Genomic DNA, 17,619 nt, shown 5'->3' with positions numbered 1-17,619 from the left:
TTTCTTTAGAACGCTAAACGCTAGGTGAATCATAGCCGATTCTGATCCTGCTCCGATAAAGAGATCGAAGGCGACGGTACCGGATCCGGCGAAGAGTAGGCATTGACGACAAACAAGCAAGTCCCAACAAACAGAGCAATATACAACAAATAATACAGATTCTTGGCCACAATATCTCCCCCCATGTCTCGTTCATCATTACTGGTTGATTTGCGCACGCTTGATCATCGGTTGGAAATCTTCCAGGTGATGATCGGATTATTTAATCGTTGTCGGAATCATAAAATGGACGATTTTCACTCCGTGAATCCTTCTTCGAGCCTGTCATCAGCTTGATTCCTCCTCCGATGAGAAGCACCGCTACGATCACGGTTTTCATGTAGGTTCGAATCCGGTAATCCAGGTGCAAATCCGGAAACAGCGTTTCAACGTAAGGCATCACAACGCTCGTAAATACGAAATAGATGCCAAGAATGAGCAGGCCAAGCCCGAGCCAGCGCTGCTGATTCCCAAGGCCCGAGATGATCGGCCGATCCCGGAGCGGCTCCCGGCCGTAGCGGCTGACTTGCTGCAAACCATCGAAAAAGGCATAAAACCAGATCAACGGGATCATAAACAGAAATACCGAGAGCTTAAGCACATCCAGTACATAGATGCTGCCAAGAAATAGAACCATGAGCTGCAGTCCGCGTTTTTGCAAACCCAAATACATTTGACCCGCTCCGGGAAACGCCGATAGCAAGGTGGCAAACACTTTGCTGCGGCGTCCGCTCTCCCGGCCGCTCTCCAGCTCATCAAACAGCGTGCGGTCTATGAGCAGGTCCCCGGCTTGCTTGCGGTGAACCAGCTGTACCACGTCAAACATGCAATAAAGCCATATGATCGGCAGCATGCCCAAAAACAGCAGGAACACCGATTCATGAGTCAACCCCGTCAGGAACACCAGAATCGTTCCAAGTCCGAAAAAGGCGATCAAGAATGACAGCCCACGCTGCATCAAGCCCAGTTGAAAATGGCCAAGGCCGGGAATGAAGGACAGCAGGATGGTATAAAAGCGCTCGGACTCATCGCTCTTGTCTTGGCGAATCTCCATCGGCCGCCCGAATTCATCATGAATAATCGTGACGGGGGTATAACGGATCAACGCAATGAGCAGATCGAGCATGCTGATCCCCCAGATCATTAAAGCACCGAGAAGTCCCAGCGCAAATACTGCGTCGGAAGCCGACATGATTCCAAACAAAATCCCGCCGAACAGGCTTCCGAAGAACAGCAGCGGATATAACAGTGCCCGTCCCTTCCTCCCCCAGTAATAATGGCCGAGACCTGGAAGGATATTGAGTATAAAGGCAAACCCTTTACTTCGTTGCGGTTGCACTAAGCATCTTCCTTTCATTTTTCTTATCTGAATAATAGCCGGTCCAGCCAGCCCGTTGTTTTTTCCACCCATTGCTCACTATAGGAAGGCGTATCGGATAAAGGGACCTGACCGCTAATCTCACTGGGAAGCAGCCGGTCGAATGCCCCGGTGAAGAGGAACAGCATCGTAATGGACGCCGCTATGGCATAATGGACAATGGCGCGTTCATACCAGCGCTTGGGCCGTTCCTGAATCCGCAGCGGAGCTTTCGGGGTGTAAGGCTTAATCTGTTCATGTTCCACCACCTGCTCGGTAAATGCTTCCGGGTCTGCCATATAGGGAAGTTCGGCATCAAGCTCCGACAGAACCTGCATATAGATCTCCAGCACGCCGTCATCCGTTAGCATGAGCTCTTCATATGAAGTTCGTTCTTCCGGCGAGCCTTCCCCTCTAACGTAACGTTCGGTCAGCAGCTTGAGCTTATGATCCTTGGCGTTCATTTCCACTCCTCCTCCTTCCACGCTTTTCGAATCCATTGTCTGGCCCGGTATAATTTCGATTCAACCGTCTTGACCGTGACATTCATCTCGACTGCGATTTGTTCGTAGTTCTTCTCTTCCAAATAAAAAGCCGTAATAATGGCGCGGTGATTGTCCGGCAATGCTTCAATTTTCTCTCGAAGTTCCTCTCTTCTCTCCTTATGTATGAGCAGAGAAACGACATCCTCGTCCCGGGAAGGGAGTTTATCCAGCACTTCTTCATGTTCGCCGGGCAGCTGCTCCGGCGGTTTACGGGAAAGCTTCCTCTTCATGTCAATCGCTTTGTTCAAGGCGATGCGGGTAATCCAGGTCTTAAAACCTTCAGATCTGTACTGGGGGAGAGCTTTGTATACTTGTATGAACACTTCCTGCGACGCATCCTCCGCTTCCTTGGCATCCCGCAGGACCGAATATGCCGTATGGAACACGTGCTGGCTGTATTGGTTCACCAGTTCCCGAAAGGCTTCTTGCTCACCTTGCAGGATGCGCGCGATTAACGTTTCTGCATCAATAACTCTCCCCTCCTTCCCAAATACATAGACGTCAGCTTTATGAGCTGCCCCTGCACTTTTTTCAAAATAAAATTTGGATGAATCTAAAAACAAGACCAACACGGCTTGTCCCCTAGTTTGCCCGTACCGGCCAAAACAAAAAAAGAACGTCTATCGACGCCCTAAGGATGGTTACAGAATCATACCGCTAAGGACGAATAGAACGTTCATCACAAAATGCATGACCATGACGGGAGCCAATCCTTTCGAACGAATAGCTACGCCCCCCATCATGATACCAAAGATGGAAAACAACAGGCAAACGGGCCATGAAAAACCGAGGTGGTAATGGTATAAACCAAAGGTAGCTCCGGCGATGACAAGCCCTTTCAGCTCCCCAAACCCACTTACAAAATGACTAAGTATGTATCCCCGCCACAACAGCTCCTCAAGGACGGCGTTGATCAGCGCAAATGATAGTGCATAACCGATAAGATCGAGAAATTGCGGCTGTCCCCAGTCAATAAAAAATGAAAATATGGCACAGACGTTAACCAGGAAAATAAGCATGAAACGCCAGATCGGATCCTTGAGCAGGCCCCTGAATATCCATGGAAAATGAATCGTTTTTCCCCATGAACCTGTGGCAAGGTATAACGGTTTTTCCTTCGTTAAAATGGCCGCCAGTGCAAAGGGTAATACAAATAATATCAGACTTAACCTCGATAGGATGATCGCCCAGGCATCGTGCCCCGCTAATCCATTTTTAATGATTTCACCAGAAGAATGATAGAGCATATAACCTATCACCATGATAAGCGCCACGATGGCCGTGTCATTTATCTGAATCGATATCTTGCGTACGCTTCTAAGCTTGAACATAGTATATATTATCAGGATCAGTCCGATTCCCCACACCACGGATAGAAGGAATGATGACCATTGAACCCATACGATGGTGGCGATCATGATGATCAAGCAGGTATTAAATTCACCTGGGTGGTTCGTTACTTGCAAGCTTTTCTCTCCCATTCTGTAACGCGTATGATGATAACATGATACCCTTCTATCATGACTGGATCAACTAGAGATTGGTGCATCGTCTATTTCTATGGGCTCTACCACATTCAGCAGAAACGGGCGTCCGCGCAAATATTCATGGATATAGGCTAGCGCATAGATTTGCTCACACTTCAGACTTTCTGTCTCTCTTGGATTGGAGGCATGGTGACTATAATTCTCCATCATGATCATGATGAAAAAGCATTCCAGAGACTGAATATAATTCGAACCCAACTTCCGCACGCTTTCATATCCTTGAAGCACTTTTAAACGTTGATTCGGAACGAGTGACAACATTACCGCTGCCAAATCGTAAAGAAAATAACCGTAGCCACATCTACCGAAATCAATCGGGTGAGGAAATCCCTCTTCAAATACCAGATTCCCCAAATGCAAATCGGCATGAATGAGACCGTAGTTGAAATCGTCAGCGTTCATATGATCAAGCTGGGATATAACCTTTTCAGCTGCGAGTTGGTATAGTATAAATGAGGCTTCCGACAAAAAAGTCCCCGCATATCGTTCCAGCTTGGCGAGCGCTTCTCTATAAGTGTTTATCCCCCATATCGGCCCCCGGCAATCAGAAGGTCTTTCGAAGCCAAGTGCCGCTTCATGCAGTTGGGCAATCAAGACACCTACCTGATAAGCCTGGTCTTCTGTAAGTCTTTCATGCGCATGCACACCATCCACCCATTTCATAACGGTGACAAGAGGTGCTTTGAATCCATGATCTGTATCGATTGTCAACCATCTTAACCCACTTGGAGTGGTTATACCTGTCGGCACTTTGATACCTGCGGTAATAAGGGCATCCAGAAATTGAAGCTCCAGGTCGATTTCATTGCTGCACCGCCGATCCGAATGAATTCTTAACAAGCAGGTTTCATCTATGTTCGTCCTAACTTGATATGTAATCGTGTCCGAAATACCGATAAATTCAATCTCAACCCATCTCAGGTTATATTGCTGAAGTGCCGATACCGCAACCCTTTTGGCTCTTTCGAGCAGCGCACATCTTTGTTCTTCTGTTTCAAATTGAAAAAACTCATTCATGAACTCACCTCTGCTCTATGGATTTGAACGTTCTTGAATGATTATAATTGCTCAGCGGCTGCATTTCGTATATAACGATTAGTTTAAAATGACTTTTAAACACAAGAAAAAAGCCACATCAGAATCAGTTCCAATGTGACTTGCATTTACTTGTTTTTGGTATACACGATTTTTTTGATGGAATCGCAGGATAAACAATACTGAGAAGAAAGCTGGTCAATCGTGGCGCCTGAAGCAAACAGCTGCCGGATTTCCAGGTTTCTTTTTTTCAAATACACCCGGCTGCCCGAGTTTTCTCCCCATTTCTTGCGCAATCCTTCGGGTTTCGGGATGTATACCATCCCGCCCTGTACATATTTTTGTACTTCCTTCAGCAATTCCTCGGGAAGTATAATATCCGCGTTTATATATTTCATGGTAGCTCTGCTCCTTAAAATTAAAATAAAGGTTTTAAGGATGCAAAGTCCAATAGATAAACGGCCCTCTCTACGCGAGGTAATCAGGCGGTAACTTTCTCATCGCTCCATGCAAACAACCGCCGTTGTTCATCATATAGACTTTGCATAGAGCTCATCGTCAATCTTCCCATCATGATCATGATCATGCCCCTCCCTTCACAAATTATGACATTCCGACTGGTTATGACCATTATAACCGATGTTAGGCGAAAAATCGAAGCCTCCGTCTCATCGGCAGGAGATCCTTAAACCGCTAAGCTTGCAAACGACCGGAGCATCTCCTCCACCGTTTTGAAGAAATAGGTCGGCTGGCATACCGTCAGCTCTTCCTCCGAACCATAGCCGTAACCTGCAGCCATGCTGTGTATCCCGCAATTCCGTGCTCCTATTAAATCATGCATCCGATCTCCGATCATGACGGCTTCCGAAGCATCAATACGGCAGGTATCCAGAACATGCTGAATGATTTCGGTTTTGGCGGACCGGGTGCCGTCCAGTTCGCTTCCGCACACCATGGTAAAATAAGCGGACAGCTGGAAATGCTCAAGTATCGTTTCCGCAAAAACCGCAGGCTTGGAGGTAGCGACATACAACTGTCGCCCTTGCGATAACAGTAAATCCAATACATCGCGAATGCCGACATATACTTCATTTTCATACAGGCCGGTGTCCTTGAAATATTCACGATAGCTGAGAATTGCTTCCCAAGCCTCGGCCTCGTTGAAATGGTACTTTTCGGTGAAGGTCTCCTGGAGCGGGGGACCGATAAAACATTCCAGCTCGGAAAGATCGTTGACGATAATCCCTTGCTGACCGAGTGCGTGCCTCACAGCTTTCGTGATGCCTTCGCGCGGATCGGTCAGGGTTCCGTCCAAATCAAATAGAATATGCTTGTATTTCAATTCGATCATTCTCCTTCTTTCATGATTCCTAAGTCAGATCCTTAAGCTCCATAAGATCCTTGATCGTATAAGCAGGCCGATGACGGTCGCTTAAAGGGGCGCCCCGGCGATTATAATTACAAAAGTCAATTCCTGCATTCGCTGCTCCTTCATAATCATCCGTAAGCGAATCCCCTATGTACAGCACCTCGCTTGAGTCAACCGCTAATTCCTGCAAAGCAAGCTCAAAGATATGCGGATCCGGCTTCCAGTACTTTACTTCATCCGAAATGATGAAGGAATCAAAATAATGAAACAAGCCTCCTGCCGCAAGACGTTTGCGCTGTGCTTCACCAATGCCGTTGGAGATCACGCCGAGCGCAAAATTGCCGTGCAGGTGCTCCAGTATAAGATCGGCATGCGGTTCCAAATGGGGGGAACTGCAAAATAACCCCCAGTATGTTTCCGAAATCTCCCGACACTGGTTAAAATCCCGCTTCAATCCAAGGAACGTGTCCGTGAAGGAGTGCTCCAACACCTGCCTAATGTCGTGATTATGCTGAATTCGGTTCATCCAGTAATTAAAATTGATCGGTCCGAATGTCCCCCAGAACTCATCCCACGTCAAATCCTCATGCAGACGGTATAACTCCAGCGCCTGCTGCATGCACTTCTTTTCGCTCTGGCTGTAGTCTAGCAACGTGTTGTCCAGATCAAAAATAATGGCCTTGTATCTCATCTCCATCTCCCCCTCCGGCCGATGCTGCAACTATATGCATTCGATAATCCCGGAAAGATTCTCCTGCTAATCAGGATCTGAAACGGTCGTTAGTTAATAAAGCGCTCTGCGATTTCTATCATGTTCTCTTTTGTTAGCTTCGCTTTGCTGTTCAATGCGATATGGTAATAAAGATCTTGAGCCTCATCCACCCAAGCCAGGCCTTGATTAAAATAGGCGTCTGCGTATCGAACGTATATCATCTCGTGTCCACCTGCCAGAACCTTTTCGACATGGTCCTTATCGGCATAATGAATCTCCTGCTTGGAGTTCATGGCGCTTCGCTTGGTTGCTATTACGCTGATCGAGGTTTCCATGTCGCTGCCTTTTACGTAGGATAGCGAAATTGAGCCCGCGCTGGGCGGTTTTATCTCCTTAACGAAAACTCTTTTGCTTCCCGTCGATTCTTCCGCCCTCCGAATCAACTCATTTTGAATATCGTAATAAGCTTTTGTCGGTTCTCCCCCCTGAAACAAATCAGAAAGATCGGGGGTGAAGGAAAGAGTTCCTTCATGAAACGAATACTCATTCAATATCCGGGAGGGAATATGGATGTCAGGCATTCCGCGCTTCTTGGCTTCCTCTCGAAATACGCCAAGATCTCCCAAATGTAACGAGCCTGCGTGGAATTCGAGCAATGTATCCTTTCCATGAATCTCTCTCTTCAACTCATTGATCTCTTGGTTATGGATATAATAAGCGATGGCTTGGCCGGGAAGGGCCGAGCGAAAGGCTGAACTTCGGGAAGCGGTATCGAGCGAATACAATCGGTCCTGCTTTGCTTGTAATTCCTTAAAGTCCTCGGCCTCCGGTTTGGTCTCCAGCACCACTTTTCCCTCTTTGCTGCGGATCTGTACCAGTTCAGCTGCCGCATAAACCGTGACGGACAGCGAAGTCACCAGCAGCAGCGAGGCGGCCATGACGAGCGGTCTTCGGTACAAACTCGGCTTGCGTTTTTTGGCAGGAAGGGCAGCAATCCGTTCCATTACCGCCTCCCTGACATCAATGACATAACGGCTTTTGGTGTGATGCACCCTCAGCCTTTCCTCCACGTCATCTCGTTGAAATTCCATCGCGGTTCCCCCTCTCGATCATGCATCCACTTTTTTAATTTTTGGATCAGCCGGCTGTAGCGTTTTTTGGCCGTATCCTTGGTTTTATCTAGAATTTGTCCGATTTCCGCAAAGCTCTTTTCTTCAAATATCCGGAGAATAAGCAAGTTCCTCTCATCGTGGGACAGCCTGCGAAGTGCGCGTTCCATCGGCTCGCTGATGATATATTTCTGAGCTTCCTGCTCTGCGCTTTCGGCATGTTCCTTATCCGCCCTCAGTTTAGGAACGATATTCTGAAAGTACCGTTTCCTTCGCAGCATGTTCAGACAATGGTGATAAGCCATCTTATACAGCCAAGCAGAAAATGAGGTCTCTGGCTTATACGTCTCGAGTTTCTGGTAAGCCTTCACCATGATTTCCTGTACGGCATCCTCCGCATCCTGCCGCTGGTTCAGCAGTCTCCAGCAATACATGAAAATCTGCTGTTGAAATGCTTCAACGATATGTACAAAAGCTTGCCGATCCCCGTTTAACACCCGTTCTATGGTTACCTCGATGTCCAATTCCTTCATCTCTGGCTTCGTCGGTTGAATGCTCACTTTCGTTACTCCCCCCTCTCATCAGCAAATCTTCCACTGAAGATGCCTTCATGATTTATAACACATGACAGCGGAAAAAAGGGACAGCTAGTTTCTGTATTTTGCAAGTTTTATTCGTATAAGACCGCATTTTCCATCATGAGTCAGATCGCTTGGAAACGGAATTTTTCCATCCATCACATACAAAAAAAGCACGTCCTTTATGGACGTGCTTCTGAGCTATCTTCCGATATTTCTGAATTTCTGCGTATAGGCTTTGGCATCCTGTGCGGTACGCACCCGGTTGCGGCTCCATTCGAGCAGGATCCGGTCAATGTAGCGGAAATGCAGTTTGCCCGCAAATACCGCTTCTTTTAAAGCTAACAGGATCAACTCGTCCGGGTAGCGGTCCGCGTCGACCCAGCCAGAGATTGTCTCCAGCTCCATCGGCGATAGCGGACGTCCGAATTCCTTTTCGAAAATGGTGAACAGATTCCGTTCTTCCTTCTCCGGAGCGGGTTTCTCCGATGCAGCTGTTTTGCCGGAAGCTGGTCGGGCATTCAACAGAGGCGAAGCAAACTTGGCTGCTTCAGGGCTTTTGTCCCCGCCCTCTTGGGCCAGGCACGCAGCAAGCTTCTCATACAATCCGTTCAGATTGTACCGCTCATAATGAATTCCCTGGCCCTCGTCGACATATTCATCAATGCCGATCAGTCCTACCTTCATCAGGCGCTGCAGGCTTGCAGCGATGAAGGCGGCAGGAGAGCCCGTTACCTCCGCAAGCTCCTCCAGCGAAGGAAACGTCTTAAACTCCACCTGCTGATACCCGATCAAATGGATGACCAGCATCGCTTCGCGATCGCTTAAACCAAGTGACCGGTAATGCCGGAGCAGGGCATAAGGAATGATCGCCATCCCTTGGCTCATGCCGGCAGCGGCGCCGGCCGTCCAACCGTTCATGCCGGTATCCGCGTTGCCGTGATCCATGGACTCACCTCTCACGGCTTACGGGTACATCCGGTACAGGGTCCGTGGGAACGGAATCGTTTCACGAACATGATCCAAGCCGCAAATCCACGCAACGGTACGCTCAAGGCCTAAGCCGAATCCGGAATGAGGCACGGTGCCGTATTTACGCAAATCCATATACCATTGATAAGTTTCCATCGATAGGTCATGCTCCTTGAAGCGCTCTTCGAGCAGCTGTGGATCGTCAATCCGCTGCGATCCTCCGATAATCTCGCCGTAACCTTCCGGCGCGATCATATCCGCGCACAGCACGACCTCCGGACGATTCGGATCCGGCTTCATGTAGAACGCCTTGATGCCCGCCGGATAATGGGTAATGAAGACCGGCTTGTCATACTTCTCGGCAATGGCCGTTTCGTGCGGCGCGCCGAAATCCTCGCCCCAAGGAATATCAAAATCCTGCGTGTGCAGGAATTCAATCGCCTCATCATACGTAATCCGCGGGAACGGCGCTTGAATCGCCTCCAGCTTCGATATGTCGCGACCGATCGTTTCAAGCTCCTGACGGCAGTTTTTAACGACGGATTGCACCACATGGCTGATGAACTGCTCCTGCACCTGAAGGCTCTCCTGATGGTCCGTGAAGGCCATCTCAGGCTCAATCATCCAGAACTCGATGAGGTGACGGCGGGTTTTGGACTTCTCGGCGCGGAATGTCGGCCCGAAGGAGTATACCTTGCCGAGTGCCATGGCAGCAGCTTCCATGTACAGCTGTCCGCTCTGGGTCAAATAGGCATCTTCATCAAAATATTTCGTGTGAAACAGATTGGTTGTGCCTTCCGCAGAAGTCGGGGTCAAAATCGGCGGATCCACCAGCGTAAATCCGTTGGTATCAAAGTACTCTTGAACGGCACGGATAATTTCTGCACGGATCACCATAATCGCACGTTGTTTCTGCGTACGAAGCCACAGATGACGATGGTCCATCAAATAATCGACACCGTGCTCTTTAGGCGTAATCGGATAGTTTTCCGTAAGATGTATAATTTCAATGCCGGTAACCGTCATCTCATAACCCGATTGGCTCCGCGGCTCTTCACGTATAACACCCGTCACATACAAAGAGCTTTCTTGTGTCAGGCTTTTCGCGTCTTCCCATACCTGTTCGGATACTTCGCTCTTCACTACAACGCCCTGGATATAGCCGGAGCCGTCGCGAAGCTGCAGGAATTGAATCTTCCCGCTGGAACGCTTGTTGTTGATCCAGGCGCCGATCGTGACGGTCTCGCCGACATGCTGGTTGACGTTACGAATCACACTTTTGGTGGCCATGCATAAATCTCTCCCTTATATCACTACTATTTAACGGTTGGAAGCTTGAACGATACGATGCGTATCCCGAGCAATAACCAATTCTTCATTGGTAGGGATCACGAGTACCTCAACCTTCGAGTTCGCCGCGGAAATACGGCGCGGCTCGCCGGATCGAATGCTGTTCAGCTCCTCATCCAATTCTACTCCGAGATAGGTAAGCTGCTCAAGCACTCTTTGACGAAGAACGATCGAATTCTCGCCGACGCCCGCCGTAAATACGATGACATCCACGCCATTCATGGCGGCAGCATAAGAACCGATGTATTTACGGACACGATACTCGTACATTTCAAAAGCTAATGTGGAGTTCGGATCGCCTTTTTCCATGCCTTCCGTGATCTCGCGCATATCGCTGCTGATTCCGGAAATCGCCAGCAAGCCGCTGTGCTTGTTCAGCATGGAGTTCACTTCGTTGACGGTCAGCTCTTCCTTGTTCATGACAAACGGCACGATCGCAGGATCCAAATCACCGCTGCGCGTACCCATCATGAGCCCTTCCAGCGGCGTCATGCCCATGGAGGTATCGATGGACTTGCCGCCTTTTACCGCTGTGAGGGAAGCCCCGTTGCCGATATGGCAGGTAATGATCTTCAGATCCTCCAGCGGACGGTTCAGGAATTCTGCCGCTGCCTGGCTGACATAGGCATGGGAAGTACCGTGCGCACCGTAACGACGTACTTTATACTTATTATAAAGTACTCTCGGAATAGCGTACAGGTACGATTTCTCCGGCATGGTCTGATGGAACGCCGTATCAAACACAACGACCTGCGGAACGCCAGGCATATTGGTTTCTGCGGCTTTGATCCCCATCATCGAGGCCGGATTGTGAAGCGGAGCCAGATCGAACAAGCGGCGGATTTCCGCTTTGGCGTCACTGTCTACGAGAGCGGACTCTTTAAAAGATTCCCCGCCATGCACCACGCGATGCCCTACGGCCTGAATGCTTTCGATGGAATCGATCACGCCGTGCTCCTCGTTTGTCAGCATGCCAAGCACTTTGCGGATCGCGGTAGTATGCTCCAGAATTTCGCTGACTTCGGTTACGTCCTGTTTTCCTGTCGGCTTATGCGTCAGAATCGAGGAATCCATGCCGATCCGTTCAACCAATCCTTTTGCCAGCACGGATTCATCCGTCATATCGTACAGTTGATACTTCAGCGAAGAACTACCTGCATTAATTACGAGAATATTCATACCCGGTCACCATCCTTGTCGTACTTGAAAAAGCCTTCTCCGGTTTTAACGCCCAGTTGTCCTGCGCGAACCAATTTCTTCAAGACAATCGATGGACGGTATTTCAGTTCGCCGTACTCGCGGAACATGCGCTCCAGCGCGGCGAGAATGGAATCCAGGCCGAAACGGTCGGCCATCTCCAGCGGTCCGTGCTGGAAGTTATATCCGATTCTCATGGCGTCGTCGATATCTTCCGCGGAGGCTACGCCTTCTTGCAGGAGATGCATCGCTTCGTTGATCATGAGCGTGATCATGCGGGTGGTGACGAAACCTGGAGATTCATAGACCATGATGCCCTTTTTATCCGAAACTTCCTCTACAAAGCGTTTGGTTTCGTTAAACGTATGATCTGAAGTCTTCAGGCCGCGAATGATTTCAACGAGGTCGACCTTGGAAACGGGATGTATGAAGTGCATGCCAATAACACGCTCAGGATATTTGGTGGAGCTGGCGAGCTCCGTCAAACTAAGCGTGGATGTATTACTTGCTAATATTACGTGGCTCGGGCAAACTTGATCCAACTGTGTAAATACTTCTTTCTTTGCATCCAAGTCCTCTATGATCGTCTCAATTACCATATCGCAGGTGCTAAGCTCCGCAAAATGAGTTACTTTTTGAATCCGGTTCAGGATCAGTTTCTTCTCTGCCTGGGTAATTCCCCATTTCTCCAGTTGTTTATCTAGACTGGTCTCGATCATTCGGTATGAATAGTCCAGTTTCTCTGGAGTTTTCTCTACGAGCAGTACGTCAAGGCCCTTGGCTGCCAGCATCTCCGCAATGCCCTGCCCCATGGTCCCGCCGCCTACAACGCCGATTTTTTTGAAGTACATGGTTTCTACTCCACCCTTTCCTTATCTCTATACTTTAATTGTACCCCATTTGTCGAAAAATACATTTTAGAGCACAAAGTATAATAATATCTTAGCACGACAAAAAAGTAAAAAAAAATAACCAGCATAACAATTTATGCTGGTAAAAGCGCGTTTTCACGAAATTGACAACGAAATTGTTCTCCCGAGAGAATTTCTTCCTTCAACAGGATGTCAAGAGAATTGTCGAATATTGGCCGTTTCTGCTCCAAAAGAGTTTTGGTGCGATTCATCAGCTCTTCCAATATCACATTGTTCTCTTTCATCAGCTCTTCGGTAGTAACCATGTTCATGTTAACGATACCCAGCGACGTCAGACCCGACTTCATCATCGTCTCCACGATGTTCAGCGACTGCTCGAAGTCATTGCTGGAGCCCGTGCTTCGGCCCCCGTAATAGATCTCTTCGGCGGCCGCGCCGCCAAGAGCGATCATAATCTGCTCTTCCAGGAAGGTTTTTGTGTACAAATACTGTTCCTGCTGCGGATTATGGCGAACATAACCAAGCGCCTTGCCGCGCGGGCTGAGCGCGACTTGCTTCACGCTGCCTGGGCGCACCAGCTCTGCCATGATAGCATGTCCCAATTCGTGGATGGCAACACGCTTTTTCTCCTCCAAATTCGATTCACGGTCGGAACGCTCGCCCATCATGACCTTGTCAATCGCCATGGACAGATGACGCTGATGGATAAATTGTTCGTTCTCGCGCATCGTATAGATGGCGGCTTCGTTCATGACGCTCTCCAGCTGTGCACCCGAGAAGCCGTAGGCTTCCTCTGCTATTTTCTCCAGGTCGACATCTTGATGCAACGGCTTATTGCCCGCATGCAGGTTCAAGATATGCGTCCGGCCCTTCTTATCAGGCAGATCCACTTGAATATGGCGGTCGAATCGTCCTGGTCGCAGCAGCGCGCTGTCCAGCATTTCTTTACGGTTCGTTGCGGCGATCACCAGAATGCGAGGCGTGTCCTGCGAATAGATGCCGTCCATTTCGGTCAGCAGCTGATTCAGCGTCTGGTCGTACTCTCGCTGTTGGCCGCCTTCGCGTTTACCGCCGATGACGTCGATCTCATCGATGAAGATGATGGCATTTTGCTTGTTTTCTTTGGCCGCGCGGTTGCGGGCATCCTTGAACAAATCCCGGATACGCCCTGCACCGACGCCGACATACATCTCCACGAATTCACTGCCGGAAGCAGCGACAAATATAGAATCGGTATAATGGGCAGCGGCCTTGGCCATCAAGGTCTTCCCTGTTCCCGGAGGCCCTGTGAGAAGAATCCCCTTCAATGGACGTATGCCGAATTTCTTGATGTCTTCGTGACGAATCAGAAAATCCAATGCTTCCCGCAGCTCCTGCTTAGCGTTATCCTGCCCGCCGATTTCCTCGAACGTCAGCTTGGCCGGGCCGCTCTTCTTCCGCTTTCGCTCATTTCCGGCACCAACCGCGATGCCGCCCTTCATCTTGGCTATAAACAGCAAGCCGCCTACGAGTCCTGCCGCTATTAAGAGAGGCACGATGTTCACGCCGACAAACACAAGGAATACCAACAAAACCGGAATGAAGCCTAACATGATTTCTTTTGCTAATTTAGGCATGATTCCACACCTCCATTTTGCCAGGTTGACGCGGCAAGATTATAAATTTACCAGACTTGCCGTCCGACAAGCTGACATAGACATTGGTGTCATCGATCGTTGCTTTTGCTTTCAAATTCGGCGACTGGGCAGCCAGCTGCTCGAGCGATGATTGAATATCGGTATACTGCTTATTGTCCATCGCTTCGGCAACCGACAGCATCGCTTGCTCCCACCATTGATCCAATGCTTCCGAGGAATGGTCCTCCACCTGGATTCTCAATTCCCGCTTGCCGATCACGGACTTGCCTTCCTGCTTAATATGCTGAACCAAACCTTGTAAATTCGCATCCGGAGCCAAATCAAGATTCAAAGTCACGGTATCCTGTTTAATATCTATATGAGAACTTTTCACGCCGTCGTATTGTGACACAACAGTTGCGAGCGGATTCTGCAAAGCCATCTGCCGATATAGAAACCAACCGCCAAAGAGGACCGATGCTGAGATCACGACAGTCAGCATGATAGGTACAATGCGCAGTTTCATGAAGTTCCTCCTTTAATTCCAATATGAAATTTTGTATAGCAATTGCAGCACAAAAATACATATAACAACGATATATAGTGACGCATGTAATTGATCTGCTCAATTCGTACAAGTACGAGTATATCACATCTTATATACTTTTTCATGCTTGTCTGTGAAAATATTTAGAACAGTTTTACCAATTTATTTCTGTATGCGCTTACATATTTATGTGCCAAAGAGGCATCCCTATAAGGGGACGCCTTTTCATTTGTTTTCTTATTGATTAGGAAGAATAATATCATTTCCGATGGCGTTTCCGTCTTGAAAACGATAGAATCTGTAACCGCGCTGACCGTTGTTTTCATATTGCAGCTGCCAGGCATACTCGCCTTCATACATTCCCGGCAGCAATCGCTTGATGACCGCACCCGGCATTTCGTTTCGGATCTGGTCCCGCATCACGGCCTCTGACATGCCCGTATTCAATAACACCGACTGAACGGCATCTGCCCCTTCTACAGGAACGTTATCGTCCGTAAACTTCACCCAGACCATGCGGTCTTGATTGTCTTTATCTTTCCCGCTGACCACCCAATAGTTATTGTCCTCGCCCCATACCGATTTATAGGTCTTGTCGGACGAGACCAATTGGCCATGCTGTTTCGCTGCAAGGATCGCCATTCTTTCTTCATTCCACGTATCTTTCATAACATAGGAATAATAGAGCTGTAGGCCAAGCAATAATAGCAGGACGCCGGACACGCTTAGCAATATCCACTTCGTTTTTTTCTTCAAATCCGTCTTCCTCGCTCCCCTTGATTATTCCCTAGAGGGTTGTAAGACGCTCAAATGCACGCTGCGCTTCCCGGCGGATGCGTTCCTCGTCGAGAGTAAGGCTCGCGCCATTCTTCACCACCTGCTTGCCGTCAACCCATACATGCTCTACATCCTTCGCGCTGGCAGAGTAGATCGCGTGAGAAATATAGTCGGTCCGCGGAAGGAAATGCGCCTGATCCGTATTCAATGCGATCATATCGGCTTTCATCCCAACCGCGAGCATACCGATATCCTCAAGGAAAGCGGACCTGGCTCCGTACTCCGTACCCATTCGAAGCGCTTCGGAGGCCGGAATGGCTGTCGGATCCCCGCTCACTCCTTTATGGATCAGGGCAGCCAGCCGCATCTCTTCGAACATATCCAGGTTATTGTTGCTAGCAGGTCCGTCGGTACCGAGCGACACCGTTATGCCGGCTTTGAGCAGCGCAGGTACGCGGGCGACTCCGCTCGCAAGCTTCAAATTGCTTCCGGGATTATGGGATACGGCTACTTGATGCTTGGCCAAGACTTCGATTTCTTCATCGGTCAGATGAACGGCATGCGCAAGGAGCGTAGGACGGGAGAACATGCCCAGCTTCTCCAAATGGGCAACGGGGCGAAGCCCGTAGTCCTTAACATTCTGAGCCACTTCCGTTTCCGTTTCGGACATATGGGTATGCAAAGGCAGGTTCAAGTCATGGGATGCTTGAACGAATTTTTCGATGAAATCCGGCGGGCAGGTATAAGGCGCGTGCGGCGAGATCATCGTCGTAATTCTGCCGTCAGCCTTGCCATGCCAATCCTTCGCGAATGCCACCGCCTCATCCAGCTTCTGCTGCTGTACCTCGGGCGGGCATAAACCGATTACGCCGCGCGTCAGGACGCCGCGCATTCCCGAGTCCTGGACAACCTTCGCGACCTGATCCATATGGTCATACATATCCACAAACGTCGTGGTTCCGCCCTTGATCATCTCCAGCACGGAGAGCGATGTGCCCCAATATACGTCGTCTGACGTGAATTTGGCTTCCATCGGCCACATTTTTTCCTGAAGCCATACCTGCAGCGCCAGATCGTCCCCATAGCCTCGAAGAAGCGACATGGCGGCATGTCCATGCGTGTTCACCAATCCAGGCAGGAAGAACAGATGGGTTCCGTCGATAATCTCTGTTCCCTCTTCCACGACGGGCTCCTCTTCGCCCAGGTACGTGATCCGGTCGTTCTCGACCACCATATATCCGCGCAGCACGGATCGGTCTTCCTCCAGTACTGCAAACGTTCCGTTCTTAACCATCCACTTCGTTGTTGTCATGTGCTGCATCCTCCTTGCCGTTATCCAAATAATAGGCCAAACTTTGCAAATCCGTTGTAAAATCAGCCGTATGAATCCGGATATGGGCTGGGGCTTTCAGGATGGTTGGCGCAAAGTTCAGAATCGCCTCGATCCCTGAGGCGATAAGCTGATTCGCTACGTTCTGCGCTTCGAAATCCGGAACGGTAATAATCCCGATTCGAATGCCGTGCTCATGAACCGTCTTCTCCAGCTCTTCCATCGGCTGTACGACCAAATTGTTAATTTTCATACCAACTTTGGGAGAATACGAATCGAAAATCGCCACAATCTTCATATTATCCTTCAGGAATGCATTGTAATTCGATAATGCATGTCCAAGATTACCGGCCCCGACCAATGCGACATTGATCTTCTGGTCCAGCTTCAGAATCTGGCGAATCTTCTCGATCAGATAAGAAACATCATATCCGATCCCTTTCCGTCCAAAATCACCGAAATACGCCAGGTCCTTACGAATTTGAGCAGGATTGAGGTCCAGCTTCTGTCCCAATTCCTGGGAGGAAACCGTGGAAACCTCCCTCTTCTGAAGCTCATTCAAATAGCGCAAGTATACAGGTAATCTGCGGACCACGGCTTCCGAAATTTTTTCCGATTTCATGCATGCTCCCCCTAATAATAGGTTAATAACTACATCTTTTTTTGT

20 protein-coding genes are annotated in these 17,619 nt (G+C 49.1%); all 20 read right to left on the bottom strand.

Annotated elements, in window-relative coordinates; translation table 11 throughout:
• Window positions 1–29: 29 nt before the first annotated feature.
• A complete protein-coding gene (locus MHI43_RS11425) occupies window positions 30–218 on the bottom strand; it encodes a hypothetical protein (protein ID WP_144374220.1) in 189 nt (62 codons plus the stop codon).
• 44 nt (window positions 219–262) lie between these two features.
• Window positions 263–1,378: a hypothetical protein gene (locus MHI43_RS11420; RefSeq protein WP_036665587.1), complete on the bottom strand. Its 1,116-nt coding sequence runs from the start codon at window positions 1,376–1,378 to the stop codon at window positions 263–265.
• A gap of 23 nt (window positions 1,379–1,401) precedes the next feature.
• Window positions 1,402–1,860, bottom strand: coding sequence for a hypothetical protein (locus MHI43_RS11415; protein WP_036665590.1), 459 nt, complete (start codon window positions 1,858–1,860; stop codon window positions 1,402–1,404).
• The gene (locus MHI43_RS11410; RefSeq protein WP_327196884.1) at window positions 1,857–2,510 is read right to left on the bottom strand and encodes a sigma-70 family RNA polymerase sigma factor; all 654 of its coding nucleotides are present in this window, start codon (window positions 2,508–2,510) and stop codon (window positions 1,857–1,859) included. The genes MHI43_RS11415 and MHI43_RS11410 overlap by 4 nt, the downstream gene beginning before the upstream one ends.
• Window positions 2,511–2,582: 72 nt before the next feature.
• A complete protein-coding gene (locus tag MHI43_RS11405; protein WP_341283259.1) occupies window positions 2,583–3,422 on the bottom strand; it encodes a CPBP family intramembrane glutamic endopeptidase in 840 nt (279 codons plus the stop codon).
• Window positions 3,423–3,470: 48 nt separating this feature from the next.
• Window positions 3,471–4,505, bottom strand: coding sequence for a phosphotransferase (locus MHI43_RS11400; RefSeq protein ID WP_036665592.1), 1,035 nt, complete (start codon window positions 4,503–4,505; stop codon window positions 3,471–3,473).
• A 146-nt stretch (window positions 4,506–4,651) separates the two neighbouring features.
• A complete protein-coding gene (locus tag MHI43_RS11395; protein WP_009595112.1) occupies window positions 4,652–4,921 on the bottom strand; it encodes a CD3324 family protein in 270 nt (89 codons plus the stop codon).
• A gap of 287 nt (window positions 4,922–5,208) precedes the next feature.
• Window positions 5,209–5,874, bottom strand: a complete 666-nt coding sequence (locus MHI43_RS11390) for an HAD family hydrolase (protein ID WP_200868628.1) — start codon at window positions 5,872–5,874, stop codon at window positions 5,209–5,211.
• A 19-nt stretch (window positions 5,875–5,893) separates the two neighbouring features.
• On the bottom strand, window positions 5,894–6,583 hold the full coding sequence (locus tag MHI43_RS11385) for an HAD-IA family hydrolase (protein ID WP_235201892.1): 690 nt from the start codon (window positions 6,581–6,583) through the stop codon (window positions 5,894–5,896).
• Window positions 6,584–6,672: 89 nt separating this feature from the next.
• Window positions 6,673–7,695, bottom strand: coding sequence for a DUF4367 domain-containing protein (locus MHI43_RS11380; protein ID WP_036665594.1), 1,023 nt, complete (start codon window positions 7,693–7,695; stop codon window positions 6,673–6,675).
• Window positions 7,659–8,273: a sigma-70 family RNA polymerase sigma factor gene (locus MHI43_RS11375; RefSeq protein WP_015734569.1), complete on the bottom strand. Its 615-nt coding sequence runs from the start codon at window positions 8,271–8,273 to the stop codon at window positions 7,659–7,661. Before MHI43_RS11375 ends, MHI43_RS11380 begins: the two co-directional genes overlap by 37 nt.
• A 219-nt stretch (window positions 8,274–8,492) precedes the next feature.
• A complete protein-coding gene (locus MHI43_RS11370) occupies window positions 8,493–9,239 on the bottom strand; it encodes a DnaD domain-containing protein (protein ID WP_036665595.1) in 747 nt (248 codons plus the stop codon).
• Between the two features lie 18 nt (window positions 9,240–9,257).
• On the bottom strand, window positions 9,258–10,553 hold the full coding sequence (asnS, locus tag MHI43_RS11365; protein ID WP_036665596.1) for an asparagine--tRNA ligase: 1,296 nt from the start codon (window positions 10,551–10,553) through the stop codon (window positions 9,258–9,260).
• Between the two features lie 30 nt (window positions 10,554–10,583).
• Complete coding sequence (locus tag MHI43_RS11360; RefSeq protein WP_015734567.1) at window positions 10,584–11,792, bottom strand: acetate kinase; 1,209 nt, start codon at window positions 11,790–11,792, stop codon at window positions 10,584–10,586.
• On the bottom strand, window positions 11,789–12,661 hold the full coding sequence (locus MHI43_RS11355) for a 3-hydroxyacyl-CoA dehydrogenase NAD-binding domain-containing protein (RefSeq protein ID WP_036665598.1): 873 nt from the start codon (window positions 12,659–12,661) through the stop codon (window positions 11,789–11,791). The genes MHI43_RS11360 and MHI43_RS11355 overlap by 4 nt, the downstream gene beginning before the upstream one ends.
• 134 nt (window positions 12,662–12,795) lie before the next feature.
• Entirely contained in the window at window positions 12,796–14,298 is a 1,503-nt protein-coding gene (locus MHI43_RS11350; RefSeq protein ID WP_015734565.1) for an AAA family ATPase, read from the bottom strand.
• Window positions 14,291–14,824 carry a hypothetical protein gene (locus MHI43_RS11345; protein WP_009595224.1) on the bottom strand — a complete coding sequence of 178 codons (534 nt, stop codon included), beginning with the start codon at window positions 14,822–14,824 and terminating at the stop codon, window positions 14,291–14,293. The genes MHI43_RS11350 and MHI43_RS11345 overlap by 8 nt, the downstream gene beginning before the upstream one ends.
• Before the next feature lie 258 nt (window positions 14,825–15,082).
• A complete protein-coding gene (locus tag MHI43_RS11340; protein WP_009595138.1) occupies window positions 15,083–15,601 on the bottom strand; it encodes a DUF5590 domain-containing protein in 519 nt (172 codons plus the stop codon).
• Between the two features lie 31 nt (window positions 15,602–15,632).
• Window positions 15,633–16,934, bottom strand: coding sequence for an amidohydrolase (locus MHI43_RS11335; protein WP_036665603.1), 1,302 nt, complete (start codon window positions 16,932–16,934; stop codon window positions 15,633–15,635).
• Window positions 16,909–17,574: a redox-sensing transcriptional repressor Rex gene (locus tag MHI43_RS11330; protein WP_009595150.1), complete on the bottom strand. Its 666-nt coding sequence runs from the start codon at window positions 17,572–17,574 to the stop codon at window positions 16,909–16,911. The genes MHI43_RS11335 and MHI43_RS11330 overlap by 26 nt, the downstream gene beginning before the upstream one ends.
• Window positions 17,575–17,619: the final 45 nt, after the last annotated feature.

The organism is Paenibacillus sp. FSL H8-0457, from assembly GCF_038051935.1.
Lineage (GTDB): Bacteria > Bacillota > Bacilli > Paenibacillales > Paenibacillaceae > Paenibacillus_AQ > Paenibacillus_AQ lautus_A.
The sequence above is the reverse complement of the archived record's forward strand: the minus strand, read 5'-3'. Positions and strand labels throughout refer to the sequence as shown.